Source organism: Microbacterium sp. 71-23, assembly GCF_001897265.1.
Classification (GTDB): domain Bacteria; phylum Actinomycetota; class Actinomycetes; order Actinomycetales; family Microbacteriaceae; genus Microbacterium; species Microbacterium ginsengisoli.
Genome location: NZ_MKSL01000036.1, coordinates 61,021 through 87,635, shown reverse-complemented (window position 1 = coordinate 87,635; position 26,615 = coordinate 61,021). Strand labels below are relative to the sequence as shown.

Here is a 26,615-nt window from a genome sequence, read left to right as displayed (position 1 = left end):
CCGCCGGACACCGCGTCAGCCGTCGTCAGGCCTGCGCGGCCGTCTCTCCGCCCGCCGCAGACGCCCCGCCGCCACCGCGGCGACGACGACGACGCCGACGCGCGGGGGCGTCGCCGTCCGCTGCCGGCGCAGCCGCGGCATCCGTCGACGCAGCGTCGCCCGCCGCGGGACGGTCGGTGCGACGACGCGTGCGCGTGCGCTCCTCGCGCGGCGCCCAGCTCGTCGCCTCGCGGGGCTCACGCGGCTCGCGGCGCGGCGCCGTGACGATGCGTCCCTTCGTGCCGGCCGGGATCGACAGGTCGGAGTAGAGGTGCGGGCTCGACGAATAGGTCTCGACCGGGTCGGGCTGGCCGAACTCGAGGGCCCGGTTGATCAGGGCCCACTTGTGCAGGTCCTCCCAGTCGACGAAGGTGACCGCGATGCCGGTGCGACCGGCACGGCCGGTGCGTCCCGCGCGGTGCAGGTAGGTCTTCTCGTCGTCGGGGATCGTGTGGTTGATGACGTGGGTGACGTCATCGACGTCGATGCCGCGGGCCGCGACATCCGTGGCGATGAGCACGTCCTTCTTGCCCGCCTTGAACGCCGCCATCGAGCGCTCACGCGCCTCCTGGCTCATGTCGCCGTGCACCGCGCCGGCGTTGAAGCCACGGTCGCTGAGCTCGTCGACGAGTCGCTGCGCGGCGCGCTTCGTGCGGGTGAAGATGACGGTCTTGCCGCGACCCTCCGCCTGGAGGATGCGGGCGATCACCTCGTCCTTGTCGAGCGAGTGCGCGCGGTAGACCAGGTGACGGATGTTCGCCTGCGTGAGACCCTCGTCGGGGTCGTTGGCTCGGATGTGGATCGGGTTCGACATGAACCGACGCGCCAGCGCGACGATCGGCCCGGGCATCGTCGCCGAGAAGAGCTGGGTGTGACGCACCGCGGGCACCTTCTGGAAGATCTTCTCGATGTCGGGCAGGAAGCCGAGGTCGAGCATCTTGTCGGCCTCGTCGAGCACGACCTCGGTCGCGTTCGACAGGTCGAGCAGGCGCTGGCCGGCGAGATCGATGAGGCGGCCGGGCGTGCCGACGACGATCTGCGCACCCGCCTGCAACTGCTCGATCTGCCCTTCGTATGCCTTGCCGCCGTAGATCGCCACGACGCTCGTGGCGCGGCCCTGGGTCAGCAGGTCCATGTCCTCATAGACCTGCACCGCGAGCTCACGGGTCGGCACGACGATGAGCGCCTTCACGCCGGGCTCGGGGTGGGCGCCGAGGCGCTGCACCACGGGGATGCCGAAGCCGAAGGTCTTGCCGGTGCCGGTCTTGGCCTGGCCGATGATGTCCTGGCCGGGGAGCGAGAGCGGGATCGTCTGCTCCTGGATGGGGAAGGCATCCACGATGCCCTTGTGCGCGAGTGCGTCGAGGATGTCCTGGTCGACGCCGAGATCGGCGAACGTCGTCACGATATGAACCTGTCTGATGAGGGCGGCGTCTGCGCCGCGAGATCGTCCACGCCCTCATTCAGCCGCAGGCGCGGGGCCCCGATCCCTGCCGGGGCACTCCCTCCAGGGTACCCGGTCACCGCCCGCGCACCTGCCGACGCGCGGCATCCGGAGCCGTACGCCGCCCGACATGACCGTGCCCTCCGCCGCACGAGGCGGGGAGGGCACGGCTCCGGGGGGAGGAGCGACGAGGCTCAGCGACCGACCGAGGGACCGGGCGCGGGCTTCGAGAAGATCACCACGACGATGACGGCGATGCCCACGACGACGTGCGGGAGCCACACGTTCGGCGGGTACGACGAGAAGCCGAAGATGAACGGGGACAGGGCGAGGAACAGGCTCGCCACGACGTCGAACACGAGGTGGACCGGCATCGGGATGAGCTTGAACGGGCCCCACTCGTACCGGGTGAACAGGCTGTAGACGATGAGGCCTGCTCCGAGGATGAGGGGGATGACGACCGCAGCGCCTCCGACCGACGAGAAGCCGAAGATCAGCGGTGCGAACAGCAGGGCGAGGCCGACGATGTAGTCGAGCGCTCCGTGGACTTTCGTGGGAATGAACCTCATGTCACTCATTCGGCGCACGGCCCCGAACGGATGGGATCGCGTGCGGAAGCGGCATCCGCCTACGCTGGTGTGCGTGTGGGACTGGTTCCGTCGTCGTCGACCCGTGGGGCGCGTGCTACGTCTGCGCACCCGAGGCGAGGCGTCGGGGGCGACCCGCGTCGACTTCGCCGAGCTCGCCCCGCCCGTCGACACGTTCCTCGGCCAGGCGGCCTATCTGCAGCTCGGCTACTTCGAGACGCTGAGCGCCCTCATCGCGCCCACGCCGTCGCTCGCCCAGAAGGAGGCGCTCTCCCGCGCATCCGGGGCGGCCCTCACCAAGCACCAGCAGCTGGTGGCGGTCATCCGCGAGCGCGGCGACGACCCGCTGACGCTGATGTTGCCCTTCCGCGAGCAGCTCGACGCGTTCCGTCGTCGCACCCAGGGGGAACGCTCGCTCGAGACCATGCTCACCGTGCACCTGACGGCGGGCATCCTCGACGACTTCTACCGCTCGCTCGCCGCGAGCTACGGCGAGACCGGGCGCCGGGTGGCGCGCATCCTCGAGGCCGACACCGACCGCAAGGCGATCGCCGACATCATCCACGACGCGATCTCCGCGGACGAGGAGTGGCGGTCGCTGCTCGCGATGTGGGGGCGGCGTCTCGTCGGCGACACCCTGCTCGTCGCCCGTGCGGCCCTCAGCCGTTCGCCGGAGACGGCCGAGGAGGACGCCACCGTGGAGCCGGTCTTCACCGCACTCATGGGCGCTCACGCGGCCCGGATGAGTGCGATGGGCCTCGAGTCCTGAGAGATCGGATGCCCCGCCTCGCCGTGGCGGGGAAGCGGGACGTCAGCCGATCTTGAGGCGGGACTTCTCGCGCGCGTCGTGCGTGGCGCGCACGCGCGAGAGCACGACACCGACGGGCACGGTCACCACGACCGCGGCGAGGATCGACAGGACCCACAGCAGCGGGTTGTCGGTGGTCAACCCCGCCCAGGTGAGAGCCAGCCACACCGCACCGCCGGCGACCGCCCCGACGGCCGGAAGCAGCGCGACACCGCGCGAGTCGCGGCCCGGGAGCGCATAGTGCAGCACCAGCCCGATGCCGATGCCGAAGAGGAACGCGAGGACGATGTCCATCGTGCTCAGGCCACGAAGCCCACGCGACGCGACTCCTCGGTGCCGAGCTCGATGTAGGCGAGTCCGGCCGTCGGCACGATGAGCGTGTTGCCCTTGGCGTCGACGAGCGAGATGTGGGTCGCGTTGTCGTCGAGCGCGGCGGCGATCTGGGCCTTGACCGAGTCGACCGACTCGTTGGTCTCGAAGTTGAGCTCGCGCCCCGTGTTCGCGATGCCGATGCGGATCTCCACGTCCCGGTCCTCCCTGTCGTCCCCGTCGATCGCGAGGGCGATCGGTGGCCGGGGCGCGCCCGCCGCGGGCGCATGATCGAGCGTAGCCTGCGCCCCGCGGCGCACCGGCCGCGCACGTCACGCTGTCGGCGAACGATGTCGGGCGGCGTCGGTAGCGTGGTCGGGTGACGTCCGACACCGCACCCCCCGCCGACGCGGCTGTGCGGGCGCTGGTGCGCTCGGCGCCCGCGGCGCTCACGGGCGTCGTGACGGGCGCTCCCGGCTCCGGCAAGACGACGCTGCTCGTCGAGCGTGCCGCCGCGCTCGTCGCGGCCGGGTCGGACCCCGACGCGGTGCTCGCCCTCACGCCCACGCGTCAGACGGCGACGGCGCTGCGCGACCGCTTGTCCCTTGCACTCGGGCGCGCGACGTCAGGCCCGCCGGCGCGTTCGCTCACCTCGTTCGCGTTCCAGCTCGTCCGCGCGCATGCCGTGCACACCGGCGACGAGCCGCCCCTGCTGCTCACGGCGTCCGACGACGACCAGATCCTCGCCGACCTCCTCGCCGGCGACGCCGAGGACGAGGCATCCGGTCGCTCGCGCTGGCCGGACGCGCTCGGAGCCGCCACCCGTGCAACCCGCGGCTTCCGCGGTGAGCTGCGTGCCTTCATCGCCGACGCGCGCACGCTCGCGCTGACCCCCGCCCGCATCGCCGCGCTCGCCGACGCCGAGGCCGAGACCGTATGGACGGCGCTCGCATCGTTCCTCGCCGAGTACGAAGGCGTGCTGGGCGACATGCGCGCCTCGACGCGTGACGCGGCGGGCCTCACGCTCGAGGCCGTCGAGCTGGTGCGCGCTCTTCCCGTCGACCACCCCGTGTTCGCTGCGGTGCGGCGGCTCGACGCCGTGATCGTCGACGACGCCCAGGAGCTGACATCCGGCGGCGTCGACCTCCTCGCCGCGCTGCGGGACCGTGGCGTCGGCGTCGTCGCCTTCGGTGACCCCGACCTCGCCTCGGGCGCATATCGCGGGGCGAGGCCAGAGAACCTCGCCGCGCTGGGCGCGCGTCTCGGATCTCTCGGCGCGCTCACCGAGCCGCACCGAGCGCAGGGCGACCTGATCGAGGCACAGCGGCGCGTGACCGTGCGCATCGGGGCCGCGGGGGGCGTCGCGCACCGCACCGCACCCGCCGGGGAATGGGTCGGCGACGGCGGCCTGCGCGCGGTGGTGGCGACATCCGTCGACGACGAGCTCGACGAGATCGCGCGCACCCTGCGCGAACGCCGACTGCGTGACGGAGTGCCGTGGGGCGAGCTCGCCGTCATCGCGCACGACACCCGTCAGGTGCAGGCGCTCGAGGCGGGTCTCGCCGCCCGGGAGGTGCCCACGCGCGGTCAGGGCCAGGGGGTTCCGCTCGGGCAGGTGCCCGCCGTGCGCGACCTGCTGACGGTGGTGCTGGCGGCCGGCGACGCGGTGGTGGCGCCCGCGGCCGCGGCCGACGTCCTCGTGGCGGCGGGGCTCGATCCGCTCGATGTGCGACGGGTGCGCACGGCGCTTCGCCATGCCCACCTCGGCGACGGCGGCGGGCGCACCGGTGCGGAACTGCTCGCCGCGGCGCTCGACGACCCGATGCACGCCGCGGCGATCGACAGCCGCGAGGGGCGGGCGGTCGTGCGCACCGCCGAGGCCCTCTCGCGCATGCGTGCGCAGCTCGCCGACGGTGCAACCGCGCACGATCTGCTCTGGACCGCGTGGGAAGCGAGCGGCCGTCAGGCGGTGTGGCTGGCCGCGACGAGCGGCCATGGCCCGGTCGCCGATCAGGCCCACCGAGATCTCGATGCGGTCGTCGCCCTGTTCCAGGCCGCCAAGCGCGACGCCGAGCGCGATGAGGATGCCGCCTCGCACCCGCTGCGGTTCGTGCACGCGGTGCTCGCCACCGATGTCGCCCCCGACCTGCTCGGCCGCGACCCCGATGCCGACGTGGTCGCGGTGCTGAGCCCGGCAGCCGCGCTCGGACGCGAGTTCGACACCGTCGTCATCGCGGGCGTACAAGAGGGCGTGTGGCCCAACACCCGACTGCGCGGCACACTGCTCGGCACGTGGCGCCTCCACGACGCCGCGGCCGGCGTCACGGCCGCTGCGGGTGTGCTCGACCGGCGGCGTGCCGTGCTCCATGATGAGCTTCGCCTGTTCGTGCGGGCCCTCTCCCGCGCCCGCACGCGGGTCGTCGTGACCGCGACGTCCGACGACGATCATCGCCCCAGCGGGCTGTTCTCCCTGCTCCCCGACGCGGAGGCGGCGCGGGCGCTGCCGGCCCTCACGCTGCGCGGGGTCGTCGCCCAGCTGCGGCGGGCTGTCACCGCCGATGTCCCCGACAGGTCGGCGGCGGCGCAGCTCGCCGCGCTCGCGTCCGCCGGTGTCGCCGGGGCCCGCCCCGACGACTGGTACGGCGTGGGGGCCGCGACATCCGATGCCCCGCTGCACTCGCTGGCGCACGGTGACATCCGCGTCTCGCCTTCCCGACTCGCGGCGCTCGAGCAGTGCGAGCTCGACTGGGTCGTGCGCGAGCTCGGCGCCGACGCGGGAAGCACCGTCGCCGGGCTCGGCACGCTCATCCACGCGGCGCTCGAGGCGGCGCCGGACGCCGACGCCGTCGCGTTGTGGGAGGTCGTGGACGCCCGGTGGAACGAGCTCGGCTTCGAATCCGAGTGGCTCGAGCGTGCCGGGCGCGAGCGTGCCCGCGACCTCGTCGATCGTCTGGCGCAGTACCTCCGCGACTTCGCGGCGGGCGGCGGTGAGCTGCTCGCGAGCGAGACGCCGTTCGAGGTGGAGATCCCGCTGCCACCCCACGACGGCGAGGGACGTGCGCTGTTGCGCGGCGTCGTCGACCGCGTCGAGCGGCGGGCCGACGGCACCGTCGTGATCGTCGATCTGAAGACGGGTCGGGCCGAGCCGCGCACCGACAAGGCCGTGGTCGAGAACCCGCAGCTGCTCGCCTACCAGCTCGCCCACGACGCCGGGGCGATCGCGCCGTCGGCGGGCCTGCCCGCGGGCGGCGCCGAACTGCTGGTGCTGCACACCGGCACGGCGAAGCCCTACCTCGAACCGCGGCAGGCGCCGCTCGACGACGAAGCCCGCGAGCGGTTCATCGCCCGGCTGCAGCACGCGATCGCCGTGATGGCGGGCACGCGGTTCGCGGCGCCCTACGAGCAGCACTGCCGAGACGAGCACGCCCACGGTGTGTGCCGCATCCATGTGGTCGGAGCGGTGAGCGCGCCGTGACCGTCTCCGCTGCCGCGGTCGCCGCGGCCCTCGGCCAGTTCCCCCCGACCGACGAGCAGGCCCGCGTCATCGAGGCTGCGCTGGGCCCGGCGCTGGTGGTCGCCGGCGCCGGAAGCGGGAAGACCGAGACGATGGCGGGGCGTGTCGTCTGGCTCGTCGCCAACCGGCTGGTCGCCCGTCACGAGGTGCTCGGCCTCACCTTCACGCGAAAGGCCGCCGGCGAGCTCGCCGAGCGCATCGAACGACGCCTCGCGCGCCTCGCCGAGTTCGAGGCGGCGGGCCTGGTCGACCGCCTCGACGAGCTGCACGCGGTCGGCGCTCTCGATGCCTTCGGCGAGCTCGAGCGCGCCGGAGCCCCCGCCGCGGAGCGCCGGGCACGCATCGCCGATCTCGCCGGACGGCTGGGGGCGGATGCCGCGGCGGGTGCCGTCGACCCCGACGACCTCCTCGATCGCCCCACCGTCGCGACCTACAACAGCTTCGCCGACGCCCTGGTGCGCGATAACGCGGTGCTGATCGGGCGCGACCCCGATGCGCAGGTGCTGTCGGAGTCGGCATCCTGGCTTCTCATGCGGCGGGTCGCGCTCGACAGCGACGATTCTCGGCTGGAGAGCCGCAGCGAATCGCTCGGCACGATCGTGTCGGCGGCCTTGGGGCTCGCGGGCGCCGCCGTCGACAACCTCGCCGACCTCGGCGACGTGGCCGCGTTCCCGTCGCGGTTCCGCGGCATCCTCGAACGGCCCTCCGAGACGGCACGGGTGAGCGTCTACGCGGACTTCCCCCGGTTCGTCGAGAAGGTCGACGGCCTCGAGGTGCTGGCGGGTCTCGCGGCCGGCTACGCGTCGGCGAAGGAACGTCGCGGAGTCATCGACTTCGCCGACCAGGTGGCCGGTGCGCTGCAGATCGTCGAGCGCCACCGGGATGTCGCTGAGGGCCTGCGCTCACGGTTCCGGGTGGTTCTGCTCGATGAGTACCAGGACACCTCGGTCGTCCAAGCGCGGTTGCTCGCGGCACTGTTCGCCGACACCGCCGTGATGGCGGTCGGCGACCCGCACCAGGCGATCTACGGCTGGCGGGGTGCCAGTGCGGGCAACCTCGACGACTTCCCGCGCGCCTTCGTGACTCGTGGCGCATGCGAACGCTTCTCCCTGCTGACCAGCTGGCGCAACAGCGCGGATGTGCTCGAGATCGCCTCGGCGCTGCTCGCACCGCTCGCCGGCGGGGCGGATGTCGCGGCCCTCCGCCCACGGCCGGGTGCGGCAAGGGGAGAGGTCGACCTCGAGATGGCCTCGACACTCGACGACGAGGCGGAACGGGTCGCGGAGTGGTTCGTGCGGGTCCGTGCCGAGCGCCGCCGCGTGGGCCTCTCGACGACCGGCGCGGTGCTGTTCCGGTCGAAGCGGCGCATGAGCGTGTTCGCCGAGGCCCTCGCGCGTCACCGCGTGCCGCATCGCGTGCTCGGACTCGGTGGGCTTCTCGACACCCCCGAGGTGGTCGACATCGTGGCGGCGCTGCGGGTCATCGCCGATCCGCTCGCCGGATCGGAGCTCATCCGTCTGCTGGTCGGGCCGCGGTGGGCGATCGGCGTCGCCGATCTGCGCGAGCTGCGGGCGCTCGGCGCCCGGCTCGCGCGACACGACGCGGCGCTCCAGCCCCTGGCCCCCGACGTCGTCGCGACCTTGCGCGCATCCGCGGCCGACGATCACGGCTCGCTCAGCGACGCGCTCGAGTTCTTCCCCCGCGTGCGCGACGACCACGGCTGGCTCGCCGGCTTCACCCCGGCCGCGCGCACCCGACTGCGCGAGGCGGCCGGCGTGATCGCGGCCTGGCGCCGAGCCGCGGGACTTCCCGTGCTCGATCTCGTGCGACTGATCGAGAGCGAGCTGCGCCTCGACCTCGAGCTCGCCGCGAACGAGGCCCGCGGGCCTCAGCGCACCGCCCACGAGCAGGTGCGGGCTTTCACGGCCGAGATCGCGGGCTTCCTGTCCTCCGACGATGCGCGGTCGCTGCCCAGCCTGCTCGCGTGGCTCGACCACGCGGCATCCGTCGACGAGCTCGCCCCCCGACCGGAACCGACGGAGCCCGACGTCGTGCAGCTGCTGACGATCCACGGGTCGAAGGGTCTCGAGTGGGACGCGGTCGCGGTCGTGCGGATGGTCGAGGACGAGCTTCCCGCCGCGAGCCGCGACGCCAAGGGATGGCTGACGTTCGGTGCGCTGCCTTTCGAGTTCCGCGGGGATGCCCCGTGGCTCCCGCGCCTCGCGTGGTCTGCGGCCGAGGCTCCCACCCAGCAGGCCCTGCGCGATGCGGTCGAGGCGTTCGGCGAGCAGAACCGCGACCGGCAGGTCGCCGAGGAACGCCGACTGGCGTATGTCGCCGTGACCCGCGCGCGCGACCACCTGCTTCTCACCGGCTCATCCTGGGCGGGAACGGTGCAGCCACGGGCGGCGAGCCGGTTCCTGCGGGAGGCCGCGTCCGCGCTCGGGCGCGGCGCGGTGGACGTCGATCCGGGCGAGCGCCCCGATGACGTGGTGCGTACGGTGAGCTGGCCGCTCGATGCGCTGGGCAGTCGGAGGGCGAGGGTCGAGCGTGCGGCGGAGCTCGTGCGGGCGGCGGACGCCGTCATCCTCGATCCGGACCTGTCGCTTCTTCTCGTCGAACGGGACGAGCAGCGGCGCGGGGGCGATCGTTCGGCACCGACCCGCATTCCCGCCTCGGCCTACAAGGACTTCACGACCGACTATTCGGCGGCCGTCGCCGCGCGGTCCCGTCCGCTCCCCGAGCGGCCGTACCGTGAGACGCGGATCGGCACGAGCTTCCACTCGTGGGTGGAGCGCCGTGCCGGACTCGCCGGCAGGGCGGGGCTCGACGACGAACTCTGGGATGGGGACGAACCGGGCGGCGTCGCTGAGCCTGCCGCCCTCGCGCCGCTCATCGACGCCTTCCTCGCGTCGGAGTGGGCGCCTCTGCAACCGATCGAGGTGGAGACCGAGATCGACTTCCGACTCGACGATCTCGACGGGCGCCCTCACGTCATCGTATGCAAGCTCGATGCCGTCTACCGGCGCGGCGACCGGATCGAGATCGTCGACTGGAAGACGGGCGCGCCGCCGCGGACGGCGTCGGAACGCGCCGAGCGGATGGTGCAGCTCGACCTCTACCGTCGCGCCTACCACTCCCGGCACGGGGTGCCGCTCGACCAGATCGACGTCGCGCTGTTCTACGTCGCGCACGGCCTGGTGCTGCGAGGCTGACCTGCGCCAGGACGCGCGGGGGTCAGTCCCCGCCGACAGCCCAGCGGCGCAAGGCGGCGCGGGATGCCCGCTCGGCCTCGTCGGCATCTGCCACCGGGTCGAGATCGAGGTCGAGTGTCGGAGGAGCCGGATCGTGGGGGATCGTGCGGGAACCTGCTCCCCATGAAGCGGCTTCGATCGGTTGGGTCGCCTGCGGATCGTCGTCGACGTCCCCGGCGGGGTCGGCGTCGCCGTCGACGACTGCGAGGTCGTCACGTGTCTCGCCCGTCTCGATGTCGCCGAAGGCCGAGAGGTCGGCGCGGTCGAAGGCGTCGGTCTGCAGCGAAGTGTCCCCGCGCGGCGTGGCGGCCGCGGGAACACGGTCGAGCACGTCCATCGCCGCCTGCACATCGCTGTGACGTACCGGAGTGAGGTCTTCACCTCGCGTGCTCTCGTCGAGCGAGGCCAGCAGGCTCGCCGCGTCGGCGACGACGTCGTGATCGTCGCTCTCGAGTCCGTGCACGAGCCACTTCGCGAACTCGAGCTCGGCGTAGAGGCGGGAGCGCTCGGTGAGATGGGCATCGCCGGCGCGCACGGATGCCGCGGCATACGCCTCGCGCACGGTCGCCGCGGCCACCGGGGCCGCCGCGAGCCAGTGCAGGTCGGCGGCGGCGTCGCCGACGGACAGCCCGTGCCAGTCGATGAGGCCGGATACGCGGAGGTCGTCGTCGCCCGTGAACACGAATGCGCCCGCGTCGACGCCGCCGAGCACGACGACGGTCTCGAACTCCCAGAGCGAATCGGCGTCGATCGCGGTCATCCAGCGCGCCCGGAGGGTGCGCGGCAGGTGCCCGCTCGCGGCGGCGCGATCGATGAGACGACGGGTCTCGTCGCGCACCTGATCGCTCGTGCGCACCGGCAGGCCCTCGGAACGCACGACGGCGACAGGGAGCGCGTGCACGGCAGCGAGCGCGGCGCCCAGCGCCGTCGCCACGCCGCGACCGTCCGGGATCTGCGCGGCGTCGACGTGCCAGCCGTCGATCAGGTCGGTGACCAGCGCGGGGGAGCCGTCGACGACGGTCTGACCGAGGGCGACGGGAGCGGCGAACGGGAGCACCGCGCGCACGCCATCGGTCAGTGCGGCGAGGGCGCGTGCCTCGGCGCGCAGCTGCTCGGCGGCGTCTACGGTGGCGGCGACCCGCACGGCGAGGCGTCGGCCGTCGTCGAGTACGACGACGGCCGAGTCGAATCGTCCGGCCGCGCCATCGGTGAGCGCGCCGGCGGCGACGATGCGGGCACCCGGAACGGCGGCGGTGACGCTCGCGGCTAGAGTGAACGGGGTGCGCGCCATGCCCTCAGGGTAGGTTGCGAGGTCCCCCCTCGCCCGGCGCCACGCCCTGGGAGGAGCGATCGATGTCGGCACGTAACGCGCCCGAGGACGGCGCGACGGCGGGCTTCGATCGGGCCGGCGATGAGCGCTCCGACGCCGCCCTGGTCGACGCGCTCCGCGCCGACCCGGCGACCCGCGTGCTGGTCGTGCGCGGCGACCGGGTGTCGCTCACACCCGACGGTGCGCTGGAGCTCGTCCCGCCCGCGGCGGTCACCGGTCATCGCGTCGTGTGGGCGCTCCTCGGGCGCCTCGACGGCGTCGCGGTGCTGCTCGCCGCGTTGGCCGCGCAGCCGGCGGAGGAGACCACCGGCTCGCCGCTGCGCGCCGTCGCCGCGGCGTTGGTCCCTGCCGAGGCGGAGCTCGCGGTTACCGGCGTCGCGCTCGGACGATGGCTGCTGGATGCCCCGTACTGCCCCGCCTGCGGTGAGCTCACCGATCTGGTCGCCTCCGGCTGGGCGCGGCACTGCCCCCGCTGCGGGCGCGAGCACTTCCCGCGCACCGACCCCGCGGTGATCGCGGCGGTGCGGCATCCGACCGATCCCGATCTGCTGCTCCTCGGCGCCAACGCCGCGTGGGAGCAGCGGCGCTACTCATGCTTCGCCGGTTTCGTGGAGGCGGGCGAGTCGCTCGAGCAGACCCTCGTGCGCGAAATCCGCGAAGAGGCGGGCATCACCGTCGGCGACGTCGAATATCGCGGCTCGCAGGCGTGGCCGTACCCTCGCTCCCTCATGCTCGGCTTCCTCGTACGCGCGCTCGATGCCGCCGCGCAGGGTGACGGCGAAGAGATCGTCGAGGTGCGCTGGTTCCACCGCGATGAGATCGGTCGGGCACTCGCCGGCGAATCCGATCTGCTGCTGCCCGGTCCGTCCTCGATCGCCTACCGTCTCATCACGGCCTGGCACGCGGAGCGGCCGTGACCGGCTCCGGAGTGCTCTCCGGGCTCGATGACCGCCAGCTGGAGGCCGCACGCGCGCTCCGCGGCCCCGTGTGCGTGCTGGCCGGTGCCGGCACCGGCAAGACGAGGGTGATCACCCGCCGTATCGCGCACGGCGTCGAGACAGGCGCCTACTCGCCGCAGCGGGTGATGGCGGTGACCTTCACGGCGAAGGCCGCGGGGGAGATGCGCGGGCGCCTGCGAGCTCTCGGGGTCGAAGGGGTGTCGGCGCGGACGTTCCACGCGGCAGCTCTCGCGCAGCTGAACTTCTTCTGGCCTCAGGTGGCGGGGGACACCGTACCCGCGATCGTCGACAGCAAGGTGCGGGCGCTCGCCCACGCCGCCGACGGCATCGGCATGGACCCGTCGGCGGCGACGCTGCGCGACGTCGCGTCGGAGATCGAATGGCGCAAGGTCACCATGCGTTCGGTGGAGGCGTACGTCGATGCCCGGCCCCGGGGGATCGGCTCGTTGGATGTCGCGGCTGTCGCGGCACTCATGCGGGCCTACGAGAAGCTCAAGGATGAGCGTCGTCAGATGGACTTCGAGGATGTGCTCCTCGCGTGCGCCGGCATGATCGAGGCGGAGCCGCGTGTCGCTCAGGCCGTGCGGGAGCAGTACCGGCACTTCACCGTCGACGAGTACCAGGATGTCTCGCCACTGCAGCAGCATCTGCTGGACCTCTGGGTGGGTCAGCGCCACGACGTGTGCGTCGTGGGTGACGCGAGCCAGACGGTGTATTCGTTCGCGGGCGCCGATGCCCGGTTCCTGCTGGAGTTCGAGCGGCGGTACGAGAACGCCCGCGTCGTGCGCCTCGAGACGAACTACCGCAGCGTGCCCGAGGTGCTGCGCACCGCCAACGCCCTCATGCGCGGACGTCCGGGCGCCCTTGAGCTGCACCCGCCCGCGGGGAGGGCGGATGCCTCGCCGCCGACGTCGCTCACGGCGTACCCCGATGAGCGAGCCGAGGCGCAGGGCGTGGCCGCGTCGGTCGCGGCGCAGCTGGCGTCGGGGACGGCGCCTCGCGAGGTCGCGGTGCTGTACCGGTCGCACGCGCAGTCGGCGGAGCTCGTGCAGGCGTTCGCCGATGCGGGCATCCCCGTGACGGTGCTGGGCGGGGCGCGCTTCTTCGACGTGCCGCAGGTGCGCCAGGCGGTGATGGCGCTGCGAGCCGCAGCCGTGTCACCCACGGGGCACGACTTCCGGGGCTCGGTGCGGGATGTGCTCCGCTCGCTCGGCCACACCGACGAGGCGCCCGCGGCGGGGGGAGCGCTCCGTGATGCGTGGGAGGCTCGCGCGGCCCTGCTGAGGCTGGCCGACGAGGCGCCCGACGGAACGACCCTCAAGGGGTTCACCGACGCGCTGCTCGCCCGGGCGAAGGACCAGCACGAGCCGACGCTGGAGACGGTGACCTTCGCGACCCTCCATGCCGCCAAGGGCCTCGAGTGGCACCACGTGCACCTCGTCGGGTTGTCGGAGGGACTGCTGCCGATCTCGTACGCCCAGACGTTCGAGCAGGTCGACGAGGAGCGCCGACTGGCCTATGTGGGCATCACGCGGGCCGCGCGAAGCCTGTCGCTGTCGTGGTCGCGCGGGGAGGGGCGCTCGGAGCGTCGGGTGTCGCGTTTCGTCGAGGAGATCGGCATCCGCACTCTGGATGTGCGCGATGGGCGAGCCACTCGCGGCGCATCGACTGGTTCGGGATCGTCACGGAGTGGCCGCTGAGAGCGAGGTCCTCCTCCCCGGAGACGAAGCCGGCGAGCATCGTGATGGCCTCGACCAGAATGTGATCGGCGATCTCGGGCGTGGGCGCCGTGAGCAGCTGAGCCGCGATCATCGGCCACGCCGGATCGCGGTCGCGCCGATCGGCGTCGACGCACGCGAGGCAGGCCGTCGCGCCCGGTTCGACGCGCGGGCCGATGGTGATTCCCGTCGTGGTGAAGACCACCGGGACGTGCACGACGTCATCGCCGAGAGAGGCCGCATATGCGGCCGGATGCACGGCGTGGCTGGCGACGAGCACCTGAACGGTGCCGCGTGGGCGAGGCGCGCCCTCGGATACGAGCGGCGCGAACGGCGCGAGCCGGTGGCGCACCAGGCGCACGAGTTCTTCGTCGACCCCCGGCCCGCCCGCGATCTCCACCGAGCGCAGCGGCCGGGGGACCCGCTCGAGCACCGGCTCGAGCGTTGCGACGAACCGCTCGAGGCTCTCGATGTCGATACCCGCCCGGTGCGCGGTGTACCCGAGAGAACCTTCGCCGATTCCGGTCACGAGGTCGGCGATCGCTCGCAGCTGCCAGTCGGGCGGGGAAAGGAGCACGAGCCGCGCATCGGCGCCGAACTGCACGTCGACGGGGCTGCGCCACAGCGGCGGGTGGGCGGGGTCGATGCGGTACATGCCCCGATTGTGCGTGCCCGCAGGACTCAGTCGCGGGACTCCACAGGAACTCGCGCGAGCGTCGCGGTCTGCGGGCGCTGGGGAGGAGCCGTCGCACGCGACGCCCGTCCCCGGTGACCACGGCGGACGATGCCGCGGCGATTCCCTCGCGGATGCCGCCTCAGACCGGCCGTCCGCCGTCCGCGGTGCCGGTCGGGTCGTCGTCGCGCTCGTCATCCGTGCCGGATGCGCGTGGCGCGTCGCCCGACTCCTCGGCGAGAAGCTGGCGCAGTGCGTCGTCGAACTCGTCCGGCTCGGGCGCCGTGCCCGCGGCATCCGCCTGCAGACGGGCGATGAGCGTCGACGGGTCGTCGATGTCGGCCGACGTCGGCATCAGGTCCGGGTAGTCCCAGAGGGCGTCGCGCGCCGCGACGCCGACCGCGTCGGTGATCGCCCGCCACATCGAGGCCGCCTCACGGGCGCGGCGGGGACGCAGCTCCAGCCCGACGAGAGACCCGAGGGCCTTCTCTGCGGGTCCTCCGACGGCGCGGCGCCGGCGCACGACCTCCGCGATGCGGTCGGCGTGCGGGAGACGGGCGGTCGCATCCGCGGTGACGACTTCGACCCAGCCCTCGACGGTCGCGAGCACGTCCTCCAGGCGGCTGAGCGCCGCGTTCTGCTGGTCGCTGCGCGGGGGGATGAGCGCCCCCGACTCGAGCAGCTGGCGCAGCTCGTCGGGCGACGACGGGTCGAAGCGCGACGCGACGTCCTCGAGAGCTGACACGTCGATGCGGATGCCGCGGGCGAACTCGCCGATCTGAGCGATCACGTCCAGGCGCAGCCACTTCGCGTGCCGGAACAAGCGGGCGTGCGCGAGCTCGCGGGTGGCGGTCGCGAGCGCGAGCTGGTCGTCGGGGATCTCGAGTCCTGCTCCGAAGTCCGCGAAGTTCTGGGGGAGGATCGCGGCGTGACCGGCGGGCAGCAGCGGGATGCCCACGTCGCCGCCGGAGACGACCTCCATCGACAGACGTCCGACCACCTGACCGAGCTGGGTGGCGAACAGCGAGCCGCCGACGGTGCGCATGAGGCGGCCCGCGCCCTGTGCGACATCCCCGAACTCCTCGCCCGTCTGCTCGACCAGCGCGGCCGTCATCGCATCGGCGATGCTGCCGAAGACGGGCTCAGCGAGCTCGCGCCAGACCGGCAGTGTGAGTTCGACCCAGCGGGCGCGCGTGATCGCACCGCCCGGCTGCGCGAGCTCGGGGACCGTCGTCGCTTCGCCGAGCCACAGGTTCGCGAGGGAGAAGGCCTGATCGAGGTCGCTGCGCTGAGCGGAACTGACGGCGAGATCGCTCTGGCCGGCGATGTGCAGGGCCTGGCGCGAGGCCATCTCCCAGGTCGCCTCCTCGCCGCCGGCGAAGGCGGCCTGCATCTGCATCATCATCTGCTGCAGCGTCGCCGGGTCGATGTTCATCCCCGACAGGCGGGAGAGCAGCTCGGGATCGAGCTGGCCGCCGTCCGTGCCCCCGCCGAGCAGCCGCCGGAGCAGCTCGTTCAGGTCATCGCCCTGCGATGCATCGTCGTCGTCGTGTGCCACCTCAGTCGCCTCTCAGCCGCATGTCGAGCTGCCAACTACGCTAGTTGCACACACCCTCGCAATGCCCGGGACGAGCCAGATCGTCGTACGCCGGCCGCGAACGACACGACGGAGGCGGCGTGACGCTGTTCGACGAGACCGGGCCCGCGGCATCCGAACGGCCCCGGCGTCCGCGCTCGCGCGCGGGGGTCGCCGGCATCTGGGCGCTCGTCGTCGCGCTCGTCGCGCTGCTCGTGCTGTCGTTCCTTCCGTCGGCGTATGTGATCGAGACGCCCGGGCCGGTGTTCAACACGTTGGGCACCGTGCAGAACGACCAGAAGCAGCAGGTGCCGATCATCACCGTCTCCGGTGCGACCACCTACCCGACAGCCGGCGAGCTGTCGCTGTTGACCGTGCAGGTCGTGGGGACGGCCGACGCTCGTCCGTCGTGGCTCGAGTTGATCCCGGCGTTCTTCGACCCGTCGCGCTCGATCGTGCCCGCCGACGCGATCTATCCGCCCGACCAGACCTCACAGCAGCTGAGCGACCAGAGCTCGGCGCAGATGGTCGATTCGCAGCAGGAGGCGACTGCGGCGGCCCTCACCCACCTCGGGTACACCGTGACGCCCTACCTCTCGGTCTACTCGGTCGAGTCCGACGGTGCCGCCAACGGGGTGCTGCAGAAGGACGACGTCGTCGAATCGGCCGACGGCACCGCCGTGACGGATGTCGCGTCGCTGCGTGCGATCATCGCGGCCAAGGACGGCGCACCGGTGAGCCTGACGATCCAACGCGGGGGCGCGACGCAGCAGGTGAGCATCACCCCGAAGCAGCAGATCATCAACGGCCAGTCCACGTGGTTGATCGGGGTGTCGCTGCTGACGCAGTTCCACTTCCCGATCGATGTGAAGCTGCAGCTGTTCAACGTCGGCGGCCCGAGCGCGGGGATGATGTTCGCGCTCGGCATCATCGACACGCTCACCCCCGGCAATCTCAACGGCGGCAAGAACGTGGCCGGCACCGGCACGATCGACGCCGCCGGCGAGGTCGGGGCGATCGGGGGCATCCGCCAGAAGATGTACGGGGCCCGTTCCTCGGGCGCCGAGTACTTCCTCGCACCGGCCGACAATTGCGACGAGGTCGTCGGGCACATCCCGCAGGGGCTCTCGGTCTACGCGGTCTCGACGCTCGACGACGCGGTCAAGGACCTCACGGTGATCGGCTCGGGCGGGGACACCTCCACCCTGGCGACATGCTCGACGGTCATGGCCTCGCCGGCGCCGTCGGTCTCGCCGACGCCGACGCCCTGACCACTCCCGACACACCCGGAGGACGCGGCGACGCCGGGAAGATGCTCGGCGTTCCTCCAGAGCCCGCCTCGTAGGATGACAGGGTGACCTCCGCCACGGCGCCGAAGCCCACCCGTCCGAGTCGAACCCGTCGCGTCATCGCGATCTCCCTCGTGGTGATCGCGCTGCTCGTGGCCGCGTTCTTCATCTTCGCCAACGTCTACGCGGACTGGCTGTGGTACTCCCAGCTCGGCTTCCTGAACGTGCTCACCACGCAGTGGGTGTGGCGCATCGGCATGTTCGTGGTGGGCTTCCTGGGGATGGCGGTGCCGACCTGGCTGGTCATCAACCTCGCCTACCGGCTGCGCCCGGTATACGTGCGGCTGAGCTCTCAGCTCGACCGCTATCAGGAGGTCGTGGAGCCGCTGAGACGACTCGCGATGTGGGGCATCCCGATCTTCTTCGGGCTCTTCGCCGGCTTCGCCTCATCTGCGCAGTGGCAGACCGCGGCCCTCTGGGTCAACGGCGTGCACACCGCGACCGGCGACCCGCAGTTCAACCTCGACACCGGCTTCTACCTGTTCGCGCTGCCGTTCTACTCGGCCGTCCTCGCCTTCGCGTCGGCCGTGGTGTTGATCTGCCTGCTGCTCACGGCCGCGGTGTCCTACCTGTACGGCTCCGTTCGGGTAGGCCAGCGCGAGCTGCGCATCTCGCGCCCCGCGCGGGTGCAGCTCGCCATCATCGCCGGCGTCTACCTTCTGCTCCAGGCGGTGAGCCTGTGGCTCGACCGCTACAAGACGCTCACCAGCGCCGACGACCGCATCACCGGGGCGGCATACGTGAGCGTGAACGCGACGATCCCGGGTCTGGCCATCCTCTCGATCGTGGCCGTGCTCGTGGCGATCCTGTTCTTCGTCACCGCCGTGATCGGCCGGTGGCGCTACCCGCTGATCGCGACGGCCCTGCTGATCATCACCTCGCTCGTCGTCGGTGTCGGCTACCCGTGGATCGTCAATCTCGTGCAGGTGCGTCCGAACCAGCTGAGCGTCGAGAGCCAGTACTACCAGCGCAACATCGACGGCACCAAGGCGGGCTTCGGCCTGAGTGACCTGCAGGAGACGAACTTCTCCGCGAACACCACGGCACAGCAGGGGCAGCTGCGATCGGATGCCGAGACGACGGCGCAGATCCGCATCATGGACCCGGCGATCATCCCGCCGACGGTGGCCCAGCTCGAGCAGTACCGGTCGTACTACCAGTTCCAGAGCCCGCTGAGCGTCGACCGCTACACGATCGACGGGCAGACGCAGGACACCCTGGTGTCGGTGCGCGACCTCAATCTCAACGCGCTCGGCACGACCGCCAGCACGTGGCAGAACACCTCGCTCATCTACACGCACGGCTACGGGCTTGTGGTCGCCAAGGGCAACGCTCGCACCTCCGACGGCAACCCCGTCTTCCTCGAGCGCGGCATCCCGTCCGCGGGCTTCCTGACGTCGGGCGAGAAGTACGAGCCGCGGGTCTACTTCTCGGCGAACGCTCCGACGTACTCGATCGTCGGCGCCCCCGCGGGCACCGCGCCGATCGAGCTCGACTACCCGGCCGGCGACGGCAGCAGCACCGAGACGAAGACCACCTTCGACGGCAACGGCGGCCCGAACATCGGCAACGTGTTCAACCGGCTCATCTACGCGATCAAGTTCCAGGCGGAGCAGATCCTGTTCTCCGACTCGATCAACCAGGATTCGCAGATCCTCTACGACCGCGACCCCGCAACGCGCGTGCAGAAGATCGCCCCGTACCTGACCCTCGACGGCGAGCCGTACCCGAGCGTGGTGGACGGCCGCATCGTCTGGATCGTCGACGGCTACACCACGAGCGACCAGTACCCGTATTCGACGACGACGAGCATGTCCCAGGCCATCGCCGACGCGAACAACCCCACTCCGCGGGTCGCGCTCGACAACGTCAACTACATCCGCAATTCGGTGAAGGCGACCGTCGACGCGTACGACGGTCATGTGACGCTCTACGCCTGGGATCCGACGGACCCGCTCCTGCAGGCGTGGCAGAACGTCTACCCGTCCACGGTCAAGCCGATCGCCGACATGTCGGCCGACCTCATCAGCCACGTGCGCTATCCGACCGACCTCTTCAAGGTGCAGCGCACGATGCTGGGCGTGTACCACGTCAACGATCCGCAGTCGTTCTACCAGCGTGACAACGCCTGGACGACTCCCGCCGACCCGACCGACAACACCGTGCTGCAGCAGCCGTACTACATGACGATGCAGATGCCGGGCCAGGCCTCGCCGACCTACTCGATGTTCACCTCGTTCATCCCGCAATCCGACGGGACGAATGCGCGGAACGTCCTGATGGGCTATCTCGCGGTCGATTCGGATGCCGGCACCACCGCCGGCACGAAGGGTGCCGATTACGGCAAGCTGCGGATGCTGGTGATCAACGCCTCGACTCCGGTGCCCGGGCCCGGGCAGGTGCAGAACACGTTCAGCGCCGACCCCGCCGTCTCATCGTTCATCAACCTGCTCAAACAGGGTCAGTCGCAGGTGCTCAACGGCAACCTGCTGACCCTGCCCGTCGGTGGCGGCCTGCTCTATGTGCAGCCCGTGTTCGTGCAGTCGTCCGGCGCGACGAAGCTGCCGACACTCCAGAAGGTGCTCGTCGCCTTCGGCAGCCAGGTCGCGTTCGAGGACACCCTGACGGCAGCGCTCGACTCGCTGTTCGGTGGCAACTCGGGCGCCGCCGCGGGCGACAACGGTGTGACGGCATCCCCGTTGCCCACCGGGACGTCGACCCCGAGCGCCACGCCCACGCCGTCGCCCTCCGCGAGCGGAGGCACCGGATCGTCGACCGCCTACCAGGCGGCGCTCCAGGAGGCCAAGCAGGCGATGCTCGATCGTCAAGCGGCTCTCCAGGCCGGCGACTGGACGAAGTACGGCGAGGCCGACGCGCGTCTGACCCAGGCGATCAACACGCTGCTGCAGCTCTCCTCGCAGTGAACCGACGGTGGGGTGGGCGCGCAGGCGTCCACCCCACCGTCGGGCATTCGAGGCTCAGCGCGCCAGCTGCCACCACCAGATGAGCAGCAGCGTCACCGCGAACCCCGAGAACTGATTGATCCAGAGGAACCGATCCCATCCGACGGTGGCGCGGTGCGCGGTCTCGGCGGTGACCGCGCGATACGGCCACACGGCGACCAGGTAGGGCACGGCGAGCAGCGCGGCCAGCGGCGCGGGCCAGGCTCCCCCCGTCACGACGAGTGCGGCGGCCGCATAGCAGGCGAGCGAGAACCAGACGGTCGCGCGGGGGCCGATCGCCGTCGCGACGGAGTCGATGCCGGCCTCGCGGTCGGCCGCGACATCCTGCACCGCGCCGAAGGCGTGCGACGCGACCCCCCACAGGGCGAATGCCCCGATGACCGCGGCGAGGGCCCACGTCCAGGTGGCCCCGGCGAGCACGAGGCCGTAGACGGCCGGTGAGAAGAAGTGGATGCTGCTGGTCGCCGAGTCGGCGAAGGGACGCTCCTTGAGGCGCAGCGGCGGCGCGGAGTAGAACACCACGAAGAACAGGCTCGCGGCGAGCACCAGCCAGGAGAGCGCGGAGCCGACGATGACGAGGTAGACGACGAACGGCAGGCAGCTGAGGCCCGCCGCCCAGAGCGTCACGCGGTGCAGCCGCCGATCGAGCACAGCACCGTGAGCACCGCCCTTGCGGGGGTTGCGCAGGTCGGACTCGTAGTCGAACACGTCGTTGATGCCGTACATCGCGAGGTTGTACGGGACGAGGAAGAACACCACGCCGACGAGGAGCGTGACGGAGATCTCGCGGGTGGCGAGCAGGTAGGCGGCGCCGAACGGGTAGGCGGTGTTGATCCAGCTGACCGGCCGCGAGGACACGAACAGGGTGCGCACGACATTCATGCGTCGCTCCTCTCGCGCCGCGAGACGAGGGCGGCGATCGCAGGCACGAGGAACGCCGCGCACAGCGGGTAGGAGAAGTCCTCGATCGGGGCGAGTCCGATGCGGATGCCGCTCAGGTGCTCGGGCGGGTAGGAGAATAGCCCGGCGCCGATCATGACGTTGTCGAAGACGGCGGTGAGGGCGAGCAGGGCGACGGCGGCGAGGGCGGATGCCGCCATCCGCCGTCCGAATCCGGGGCGCACGGCGCTCAGCAGCGTGACGACGACGGTGATCGCGAGGAACGGGAGCACGAGCAGCGCGTAGGTCATCGAGGTTCCTTCCGCGCGAGGAGGCGGCTGCCGGCTCCGGCGCAGACGGCGGCGAGGTAGCAGAGGAACAGCAGGAAGGTGATCTCCTCGAGGGGGAGGTGCGGGGCCAGCTCGATGCCGAGGTAGAGCGGCGAGTCACCCTGCACGAAGACGCCCGCGGCGATGCCGACGAGATCCCAGACGACGAAGAACGCGGTGCCGACGAACACCGCGATCGCGGTGGTCAGCGGCCGCGCCCACAGGGCCAGCCGGTATCGCGCGTCGAGCAGCGCGACGCCCGCCGCGGAGACGACGATGACGAGCAGATACAGGCCGGGCACGTCAGCGACCCGCCGGCTCGACGAGCGGCGCCGCGCTGCGGTCGGCGCGCAGCCGTTTGGCGACGAGTTCGGCAGAGATCAGGCACATCGGCAGCCCGATGCCCGGAAGCGACGAGGTGCCGGCATGGAACAGGTTCGGGACCTTCGCCGAGCCGTTGCGCGGGCGGAACACCGCGCTCTGGCGCAGCGTGTGCGCGAGTCCGAGCGACGTGCCGCGCCAGGCGTTCAGGTCGTCGGCGAAGTCGGCGGGCGTGATCGTGCGTCGTAAGACGACGCGGTCCACGAGGTCGGGCACGCCGCACCACGAGGCGATCTGGGCGATGGCGGCATCCGCTGCCCGTTCGATTCCCGCGTCTCCCGCCCCGTCGATGCCGCCGTGGCCGAGCGAGGGATCGGCGGGGATCGGTACGAGCACGAACAGGTTCTCGTGGCCTGCCGGCGCGACGGTGGAGTCGGTCGCGCTCGGGCGGCACACGTACAGCGACGCCGGGTCGGGGATCGCCGAGGGCTCCCCGAAGATCGCGTCGAAGTTCTCGCGCCAGCGCTCGGTGAACAGCAGGGTGTGGTGCGCGAGCTCGGGCAGTTCGCCCCGCACGCCGAGGAGGATCAGCAGCGCCCCCGGTCCCGGCGTGCGTCGTTCCCACCAGCTCTCCGGCAGCTCGCGGTGTGCGTCGTCGAGCAGCGCCGTCTCGGTGTGGTGCCGGTCGGCGGTGGACACGACGACGTCTCCCCCGAGCATGCGGCCGTCGGCGAGCCGCACGCCGCGCGCCCGCCCGGCCACGACGTCGATCGCGGTGACGTCGGCGCCCGTCTCGATGACGACGCCGCGCGCCCGCACGAGGCGCTCGATCGCCCGGATGAGGGCGGTGAAGCCTCCCTGCGGGTACCGCACGCCGTCGGTCAGGTCGAGGTGGCTCATCAGGTGGTAGAGGCTCGGCACACCGTACGGCGATCCGCCCAGGAAGACTGCCGGGTACTCGAGGATCTGCCGCAGCCGGCGGTCCGTGAACGTGCGCTCGACGCGCGACGCGAGCGGCTCGACGAGCAGCCGCGCGAGCCGCGGCAGCTGCCGCGCGACGGCGCCGTCGGCGAGGCCCGCGTACCCGAGGTACGGGTCGTACAGGAAGCGCGAGACGGCGAGGTCGTAGGCGTCGGCGGCGGAGTCGAGGTAGCGCTCGAGCTTCGCGCCCGCGCCGCGCTCGATGCTCTCGAACAGAGCGGATGCCGCGCCCCGCCCGCTCGGCACGTCGAGGGCGTCGTACCCCTCGGAGTAGACGCGGTACGCGGGGGAGAGCGGGACGAGGTCGAGCTCTCGCTCGGTGGTGGTGCCGAGAAGACGGAAGAAATGCTCGAACACGTCGGGCATGAGGTACCAGCTGGGGCCGGTGTCGAACCGGAATCCGTCGCGGTCCCACGTGCCGACCCGACCGCCGACGTCATCGCCGCGTTCGACGATCGTCACGGTGTAGCCGTCGTCTGCGAGGAGGGCGGCCGTGGCGAGCCCCGCGATGCCGGCGCCGATGACGATCGCGGTGCGGCCCGTCATCCGCGCACCCCGAGGCGCCGGGGCCGTGCGCCCAGCAGGGCGCGAGCGGCGAGGTACGCCTTGACGGGGTCGGGGACGCGCACACGGCTCGCGGCGGCATCCGCTCGACGCAGCCGTCGCGAGAGGGCGGCGAACAGGTCGTGGGCGGCGGTCACGGCGGGTCGGCAGTCGCGGGGGAGGAGCGGCACGGTGTCGGCGGCGAGGTCGAGGTCGCCGTCGATGCGGTCGAGCACGTCGGCGCGGGACCGGGCGTCGGTCGCGCCGAGGTAGTCGCGGCCGAGGCCGGCCGCGTCGTGGTCGAGGTCGCGCAGGAAGTTGACGTCCTGGAACGCTCGTCCGAGCGCGCGGGCGCCGGCGACGAGTCTGTCGTCGGGCTGGATCGGTGCGACCGCCCCCGCGTTCACGAACACCGCCAGGCACATGAGCCCCACCACCTCGGCCGAGCCGTAGACGTACTCTTCGTGCGAGCGGGCGTCGTGCACGGTCGTATCGAGGTCGGTGCGCATCGACGCGAAGAACGGTGCGGTGAGGTCGGTGCCGATGCCGCACGCGCGCGCCGTGCCGGCGAAGGCGTGCACCACCAGGTTGCTGCTGAACCCGCGCGCGACGGCCGCGGCGACCTCGGCCTCCAGGCCGGCGAGAAGCTCCGCCTGGCCGTCGCGGGCCACTCCCGCCTCGGCGGCGGGACCGTCGACGATCTCGTCGGCGATGCGCACGAGCGCGTAGACGTTGCGGATGTGGGGCCGCACCCGGCTTCCGAGCAGTCGCGCTGCCAGAGCGAAGGAGGTCGAGTAACGCGCGATGACGGTGGCCGCGGCATCCGCTGCCGTGCGGTCGTAGAGCGCGATGCCGGGTGCGTCGGTCACGGGATGCGCTCGCGGATCGCGTCGGCGGCACGGTCGACGAGGGCGGATGCCGCGGCGCCGAGCTCCTGCGCACGGGTGCGCGCGGCGTCGAGGGCGCTGTCGATGAGCGCGACCAGCGCCGCACGGGCGCCGCTCTCGTCGAGCGCGCGCTGCGCGTCGAGCACGGCGATCGGACCGGTGTGGGCGACGGCGAGTGTGTCGCGCACCGCGTGCCACCCCTCTGTGCGACGGGCCAGGGCGATGAGGGGCGTCTGCTTCGCTTCGCGCAGGTCCACGCCGGCGTCGCGACCGGCCTGCGCGGAGGTGCCGAACGCGCCGATCAGGTCGTCGACGAGCTGGAACGCGAGGCCGAGGTGGGTGCCGCACGCGGCGAGCGCCGCGGCATCCGTCTCGTCGGCACCGGCGATCACGGCGCCGGCGGCGAGCGGGGCGGCGAAGGAGTAGACGGCCGTCTTGTCGTGAGCGGTCGCGATGAGGCTGTCGTCTTCGGCCTCCGCGTCGGCGGCCGCATGCTCGACATCGGCGAGCTCTCCCGCGGCGGAGACGAGAACCGCGTCGTCGAGCAGATCGAGAAGGCGGGAGCGCAGGTCGGCGGGCAGATCGACCGCCGCGACCAGCCGGGTCGCCTCATAGAGGAGCACGTCGCCCGCGAGGATCGCCGCCGCCTCGCCGACGCCGGTCGCCGCCGACGGTGTGGCGCCGTCACCGAGCGCGCGACGGCGGAACTCCCCGGCGACGTTCGGCACGCCGCGACGCATCGTGTCGTGGTCGATCACGTCGTCGTGGATGACGAACGCGGTGTGCAGCAGCTCGAACGCCGCGGCGACGGATGCTGCGGCATCCCTGCGCCCGTCGGTACCTCCGCAGGCGCGGAACGCCGCGAGCACGAGCGCGGGACGGAAGCGCTTCCCGCCGGATGCCGCGCGGACCATCGCGGCTGCGAGGTCGTCGAAGGCGTCGCCGAGCCCGGCCCCTCGCTTCTGCAGCCGTGCCAGGGAGGCGTCGATCGCGTCGTCGACGGCGGCGCGATCGACCGCGGAGATGCGGGCGATCATCGCGCCGCCCTCGCGGCGGTGTCGTAGAGGGCGAGTCGGGGGACCTGCAGCCCGAGCCACGGGCTGAACGCCCACGGTGCCGCGGAGACGGCGGCCGCGACATCCGAGGGTTCGACCCATGCCCATTCGGCGACCTCGTCCGGATCGGGATGCAGCGGTCCTGTCGCGTGCGCGACGAAGACGGGGCACACCTCGTTCTCTACGACGCCCGATGCGTCGACGGCGCGATAGCGGAAGTCGGGGAGGGTGAGCGTCACGTCGTCGAGGGCGAGTCCGAGCTCGACGCGCGCGCGGCGGTGCACCGCCGCCTCGAGGTCTTCGCCCGGGCCGGGATGGCCGCAGAAGGTGTTCGTCCAGACGCCCGGCCAGGTCTGCTTGGAGAGCGCGCGGCGGGTGATGAGCACCCGTCCGTCATCGTCGAGCACGTGGCACGAGAACGCTAGGTGCAGGGGGGTGTCGGCGCCGTGTACCGTGCTCTTGGGAGTCGTCCCGACGGGAGCGGCGCGCTCGTCGAGCAAGACCACCTGCTCGACGTCTGACACTGTTGCTCTCCCCTTTTGCTAGCTAAACTAGCGATCTCTGAGTCCGATGCTACAAGAGGTGTGGAGGAGTGTCCACATGTCCGAGTATCGACCCGACCCCGCGTCCCGCGAAAGCGCCGTACAGCGGGTGCTCGTGGGCGTGCGGGCGCTGAACGACGCCCTCGACCGCATGCATTCGGGCGTCAAAGACGACATGGGGATGAACGCCACCGATCTCGCGACGCTCCGCATGCTGATCATCCGCGAGCAGCAGGGGCAGCCGGTCAGTCCGCACGACATCGCCCGGCATCTGCGCATCTCGACGGCCTCGACGACCAAACTGCTCGACCGGCTCGCGGCGGCGGGGTACCTCGAACGCCGCCCCCATCCTCACGATCGCCGCGCGCGGGTGATCGCGCTCCTCCCGGCATCGCGCACCGCGTTCTTCGCGCACTATCGCGAGAGCCTCGGCGCGATGCGTGACGTCGCCGGAACGTACTCCGACGCCGATCTCGACGTGGTCGCGCGGTTCCTCGATGGGCTGGCCGACGCCGTCGCCGCGAACGACGGCTGACGCGCGGGCCGCCTCGCCAC

The 26,615-nt window shown here is 71.9% G+C and carries 21 protein-coding genes; 8 read left to right on the top strand and 13 right to left on the bottom strand.

The genetic code is table 11. The features are described 5' to 3' along the window. Window positions 1–25 precede the first annotated feature (25 nt). Both BGO15_RS12090 and BGO15_RS12085 read right to left on the bottom strand, forming a co-directional pair. A complete protein-coding gene (locus BGO15_RS12090) occupies window positions 26–1,444 on the bottom strand; it encodes a DEAD/DEAH box helicase (protein WP_056519949.1) in 1,419 nt (472 codons plus the stop codon). A 233-nt stretch (window positions 1,445–1,677) separates the two neighbouring features. Further along, window positions 1,678–2,052, bottom strand: coding sequence for an SPW repeat domain-containing protein (locus tag BGO15_RS12085; RefSeq protein ID WP_045246976.1), 375 nt, complete (start codon window positions 2,050–2,052; stop codon window positions 1,678–1,680). A gap of 67 nt (window positions 2,053–2,119) precedes the next feature. On the opposite strand from BGO15_RS12085, the gene BGO15_RS12080 reads away from it, so the two are divergent. Beyond that, a complete protein-coding gene (locus BGO15_RS12080; protein ID WP_156454837.1) occupies window positions 2,120–2,839 on the top strand; it encodes a ferritin-like fold-containing protein in 720 nt (239 codons plus the stop codon). A gap of 42 nt (window positions 2,840–2,881) precedes the next feature. Here the strand turns inward: BGO15_RS12080 and BGO15_RS12075 are convergent, their stop codons facing one another. Both BGO15_RS12075 and BGO15_RS12070 read right to left on the bottom strand, forming a co-directional pair. Continuing rightward, a complete protein-coding gene (locus tag BGO15_RS12075) occupies window positions 2,882–3,172 on the bottom strand; it encodes a hypothetical protein (protein ID WP_045246977.1) in 291 nt (96 codons plus the stop codon). 5 nt (window positions 3,173–3,177) lie between these two features. Continuing rightward, complete coding sequence (locus BGO15_RS12070; protein WP_056207243.1) at window positions 3,178–3,402, bottom strand: DUF3107 domain-containing protein; 225 nt, start codon at window positions 3,400–3,402, stop codon at window positions 3,178–3,180. A 164-nt stretch (window positions 3,403–3,566) separates the two neighbouring features. Here BGO15_RS12070 and BGO15_RS12065 point away from each other — a divergent pair, with 164 nt between their 5' ends. Together BGO15_RS12065 and BGO15_RS12060 are read left to right on the top strand one after the other, a co-directional pair. Beyond that, window positions 3,567–6,662: an ATP-dependent DNA helicase gene (locus BGO15_RS12065; RefSeq protein WP_056519954.1), complete on the top strand. Its 3,096-nt coding sequence runs from the start codon at window positions 3,567–3,569 to the stop codon at window positions 6,660–6,662. Continuing rightward, window positions 6,659–9,916 (top strand): ATP-dependent helicase, encoded by a 3,258-nt coding sequence (locus tag BGO15_RS12060; protein ID WP_056519957.1) that lies wholly within the window; start codon window positions 6,659–6,661, stop codon window positions 9,914–9,916. Before BGO15_RS12065 ends, BGO15_RS12060 begins: the two co-directional genes overlap by 4 nt. A 22-nt stretch (window positions 9,917–9,938) precedes the next feature. Here BGO15_RS12060 and BGO15_RS12055 read toward each other — a convergent pair whose 3' ends face one another. After that, a complete protein-coding gene (locus BGO15_RS12055) occupies window positions 9,939–11,246 on the bottom strand; it encodes a phosphotransferase (protein ID WP_056207242.1) in 1,308 nt (435 codons plus the stop codon). Between the two features lie 62 nt (window positions 11,247–11,308). Between BGO15_RS12055 and nudC the strand changes: the two genes are divergently transcribed. Further along, window positions 11,309–12,202 (top strand): NAD(+) diphosphatase, encoded by an 894-nt coding sequence (gene nudC, locus BGO15_RS12050; RefSeq protein ID WP_056519960.1) that lies wholly within the window; start codon window positions 11,309–11,311, stop codon window positions 12,200–12,202. Then, complete coding sequence (locus BGO15_RS12045; RefSeq protein ID WP_082483055.1) at window positions 12,199–13,944, top strand: ATP-dependent helicase; 1,746 nt, start codon at window positions 12,199–12,201, stop codon at window positions 13,942–13,944. The genes nudC and BGO15_RS12045 overlap by 4 nt, the downstream gene beginning before the upstream one ends. 833 nt (window positions 13,945–14,777) lie before the next feature. Here the strand turns inward: BGO15_RS12045 and BGO15_RS12040 are convergent. Continuing rightward, window positions 14,778–16,193 (bottom strand): zinc-dependent metalloprotease, encoded by a 1,416-nt coding sequence (locus tag BGO15_RS12040; RefSeq protein ID WP_273190532.1) that lies wholly within the window; start codon window positions 16,191–16,193, stop codon window positions 14,778–14,780. A 119-nt stretch (window positions 16,194–16,312) separates the two neighbouring features. Here BGO15_RS12040 and BGO15_RS12035 point away from each other — a divergent pair, with 119 nt between their 5' ends. After that, window positions 16,313–17,482: a YlbL family protein gene (locus BGO15_RS12035; protein ID WP_056207236.1), complete on the top strand. Its 1,170-nt coding sequence runs from the start codon at window positions 16,313–16,315 to the stop codon at window positions 17,480–17,482. A gap of 83 nt (window positions 17,483–17,565) precedes the next feature. Further along, on the top strand, window positions 17,566–20,484 hold the full coding sequence (locus tag BGO15_RS12030) for a UPF0182 family membrane protein (RefSeq protein ID WP_056519965.1): 2,919 nt from the start codon (window positions 17,566–17,568) through the stop codon (window positions 20,482–20,484). 54 nt (window positions 20,485–20,538) lie between these two features. Here BGO15_RS12030 and BGO15_RS12025 read toward each other — a convergent pair whose 3' ends face one another. From BGO15_RS12025 to idi, 7 genes are read right to left on the bottom strand one after another with little or no spacing between them, the layout of a single operon-like run. Further along, the gene (locus BGO15_RS12025) at window positions 20,539–21,405 is read right to left on the bottom strand and encodes a prenyltransferase (protein WP_056207234.1); all 867 of its coding nucleotides are present in this window, start codon (window positions 21,403–21,405) and stop codon (window positions 20,539–20,541) included. Next, complete coding sequence (locus BGO15_RS12020; protein WP_056207231.1) at window positions 21,402–21,713, bottom strand: lycopene cyclase domain-containing protein; 312 nt, start codon at window positions 21,711–21,713, stop codon at window positions 21,402–21,404. The genes BGO15_RS12025 and BGO15_RS12020 overlap by 4 nt, the downstream gene beginning before the upstream one ends. Beyond that, complete coding sequence (locus BGO15_RS12015) at window positions 21,710–22,033, bottom strand: lycopene cyclase domain-containing protein (protein ID WP_056207230.1); 324 nt, start codon at window positions 22,031–22,033, stop codon at window positions 21,710–21,712. Before BGO15_RS12015 ends, BGO15_RS12020 begins: the two co-directional genes overlap by 4 nt. 1 nt (window position 22,034) lies before the next feature. Beyond that, entirely contained in the window at window positions 22,035–23,579 is a 1,545-nt protein-coding gene (gene crtI, locus BGO15_RS12010; protein WP_056207228.1) for a phytoene desaturase family protein, read from the bottom strand. Then, window positions 23,576–24,445, bottom strand: coding sequence for a squalene/phytoene synthase family protein (locus tag BGO15_RS12005; RefSeq protein WP_056207226.1), 870 nt, complete (start codon window positions 24,443–24,445; stop codon window positions 23,576–23,578). The genes crtI and BGO15_RS12005 overlap by 4 nt, the downstream gene beginning before the upstream one ends. Beyond that, the gene (locus BGO15_RS12000) at window positions 24,442–25,500 is read right to left on the bottom strand and encodes a polyprenyl synthetase family protein (protein ID WP_056207224.1); all 1,059 of its coding nucleotides are present in this window, start codon (window positions 25,498–25,500) and stop codon (window positions 24,442–24,444) included. Before BGO15_RS12000 ends, BGO15_RS12005 begins: the two co-directional genes overlap by 4 nt. Then, window positions 25,497–26,042 carry an isopentenyl-diphosphate Delta-isomerase gene (gene idi, locus BGO15_RS11995; RefSeq protein ID WP_056207222.1) on the bottom strand — a complete coding sequence of 182 codons (546 nt, stop codon included), beginning with the start codon at window positions 26,040–26,042 and terminating at the stop codon, window positions 25,497–25,499. Before idi ends, BGO15_RS12000 begins: the two co-directional genes overlap by 4 nt. 76 nt (window positions 26,043–26,118) lie before the next feature. Between idi and BGO15_RS11990 the strand changes: the two genes are divergently transcribed. Further along, complete coding sequence (locus BGO15_RS11990; protein WP_056207220.1) at window positions 26,119–26,595, top strand: MarR family winged helix-turn-helix transcriptional regulator; 477 nt, start codon at window positions 26,119–26,121, stop codon at window positions 26,593–26,595. Window positions 26,596–26,615: the final 20 nt, after the last annotated feature.

Coding starts and splice junctions, on each gene's coding strand:
- BGO15_RS12085 (WP_045246976.1), bottom strand. CDS start 2,052: ATGAGGTTCATTCCCACGAAAGTCCACGGAGCGCTCGACTACATCGTC.
- BGO15_RS12075 (WP_045246977.1), bottom strand. CDS start 3,172: ATGGACATCGTCCTCGCGTTCCTCTTCGGCATCGGCATCGGGCTGGTG.
- BGO15_RS12055 (WP_056207242.1), bottom strand. CDS start 11,246: ATGGCGCGCACCCCGTTCACTCTAGCCGCGAGCGTCACCGCCGCCGTT.
- nudC (WP_056519960.1), top strand. CDS start 11,309: ATGTCGGCACGTAACGCGCCCGAGGACGGCGCGACGGCGGGCTTCGAT.
- BGO15_RS12025 (WP_056207234.1), bottom strand. CDS start 21,405: ATGAATGTCGTGCGCACCCTGTTCGTGTCCTCGCGGCCGGTCAGCTGG.
- BGO15_RS12020 (WP_056207231.1), bottom strand. CDS start 21,713: ATGACCTACGCGCTGCTCGTGCTCCCGTTCCTCGCGATCACCGTCGTC.
- crtI (WP_056207228.1), bottom strand. CDS start 23,579: ATGACGGGCCGCACCGCGATCGTCATCGGCGCCGGCATCGCGGGGCTC.
- BGO15_RS12000 (WP_056207224.1), bottom strand. CDS start 25,500: ATGATCGCCCGCATCTCCGCGGTCGATCGCGCCGCCGTCGACGACGCG.
- BGO15_RS11990 (WP_056207220.1), top strand. CDS start 26,119: ATGTCCGAGTATCGACCCGACCCCGCGTCCCGCGAAAGCGCCGTACAG.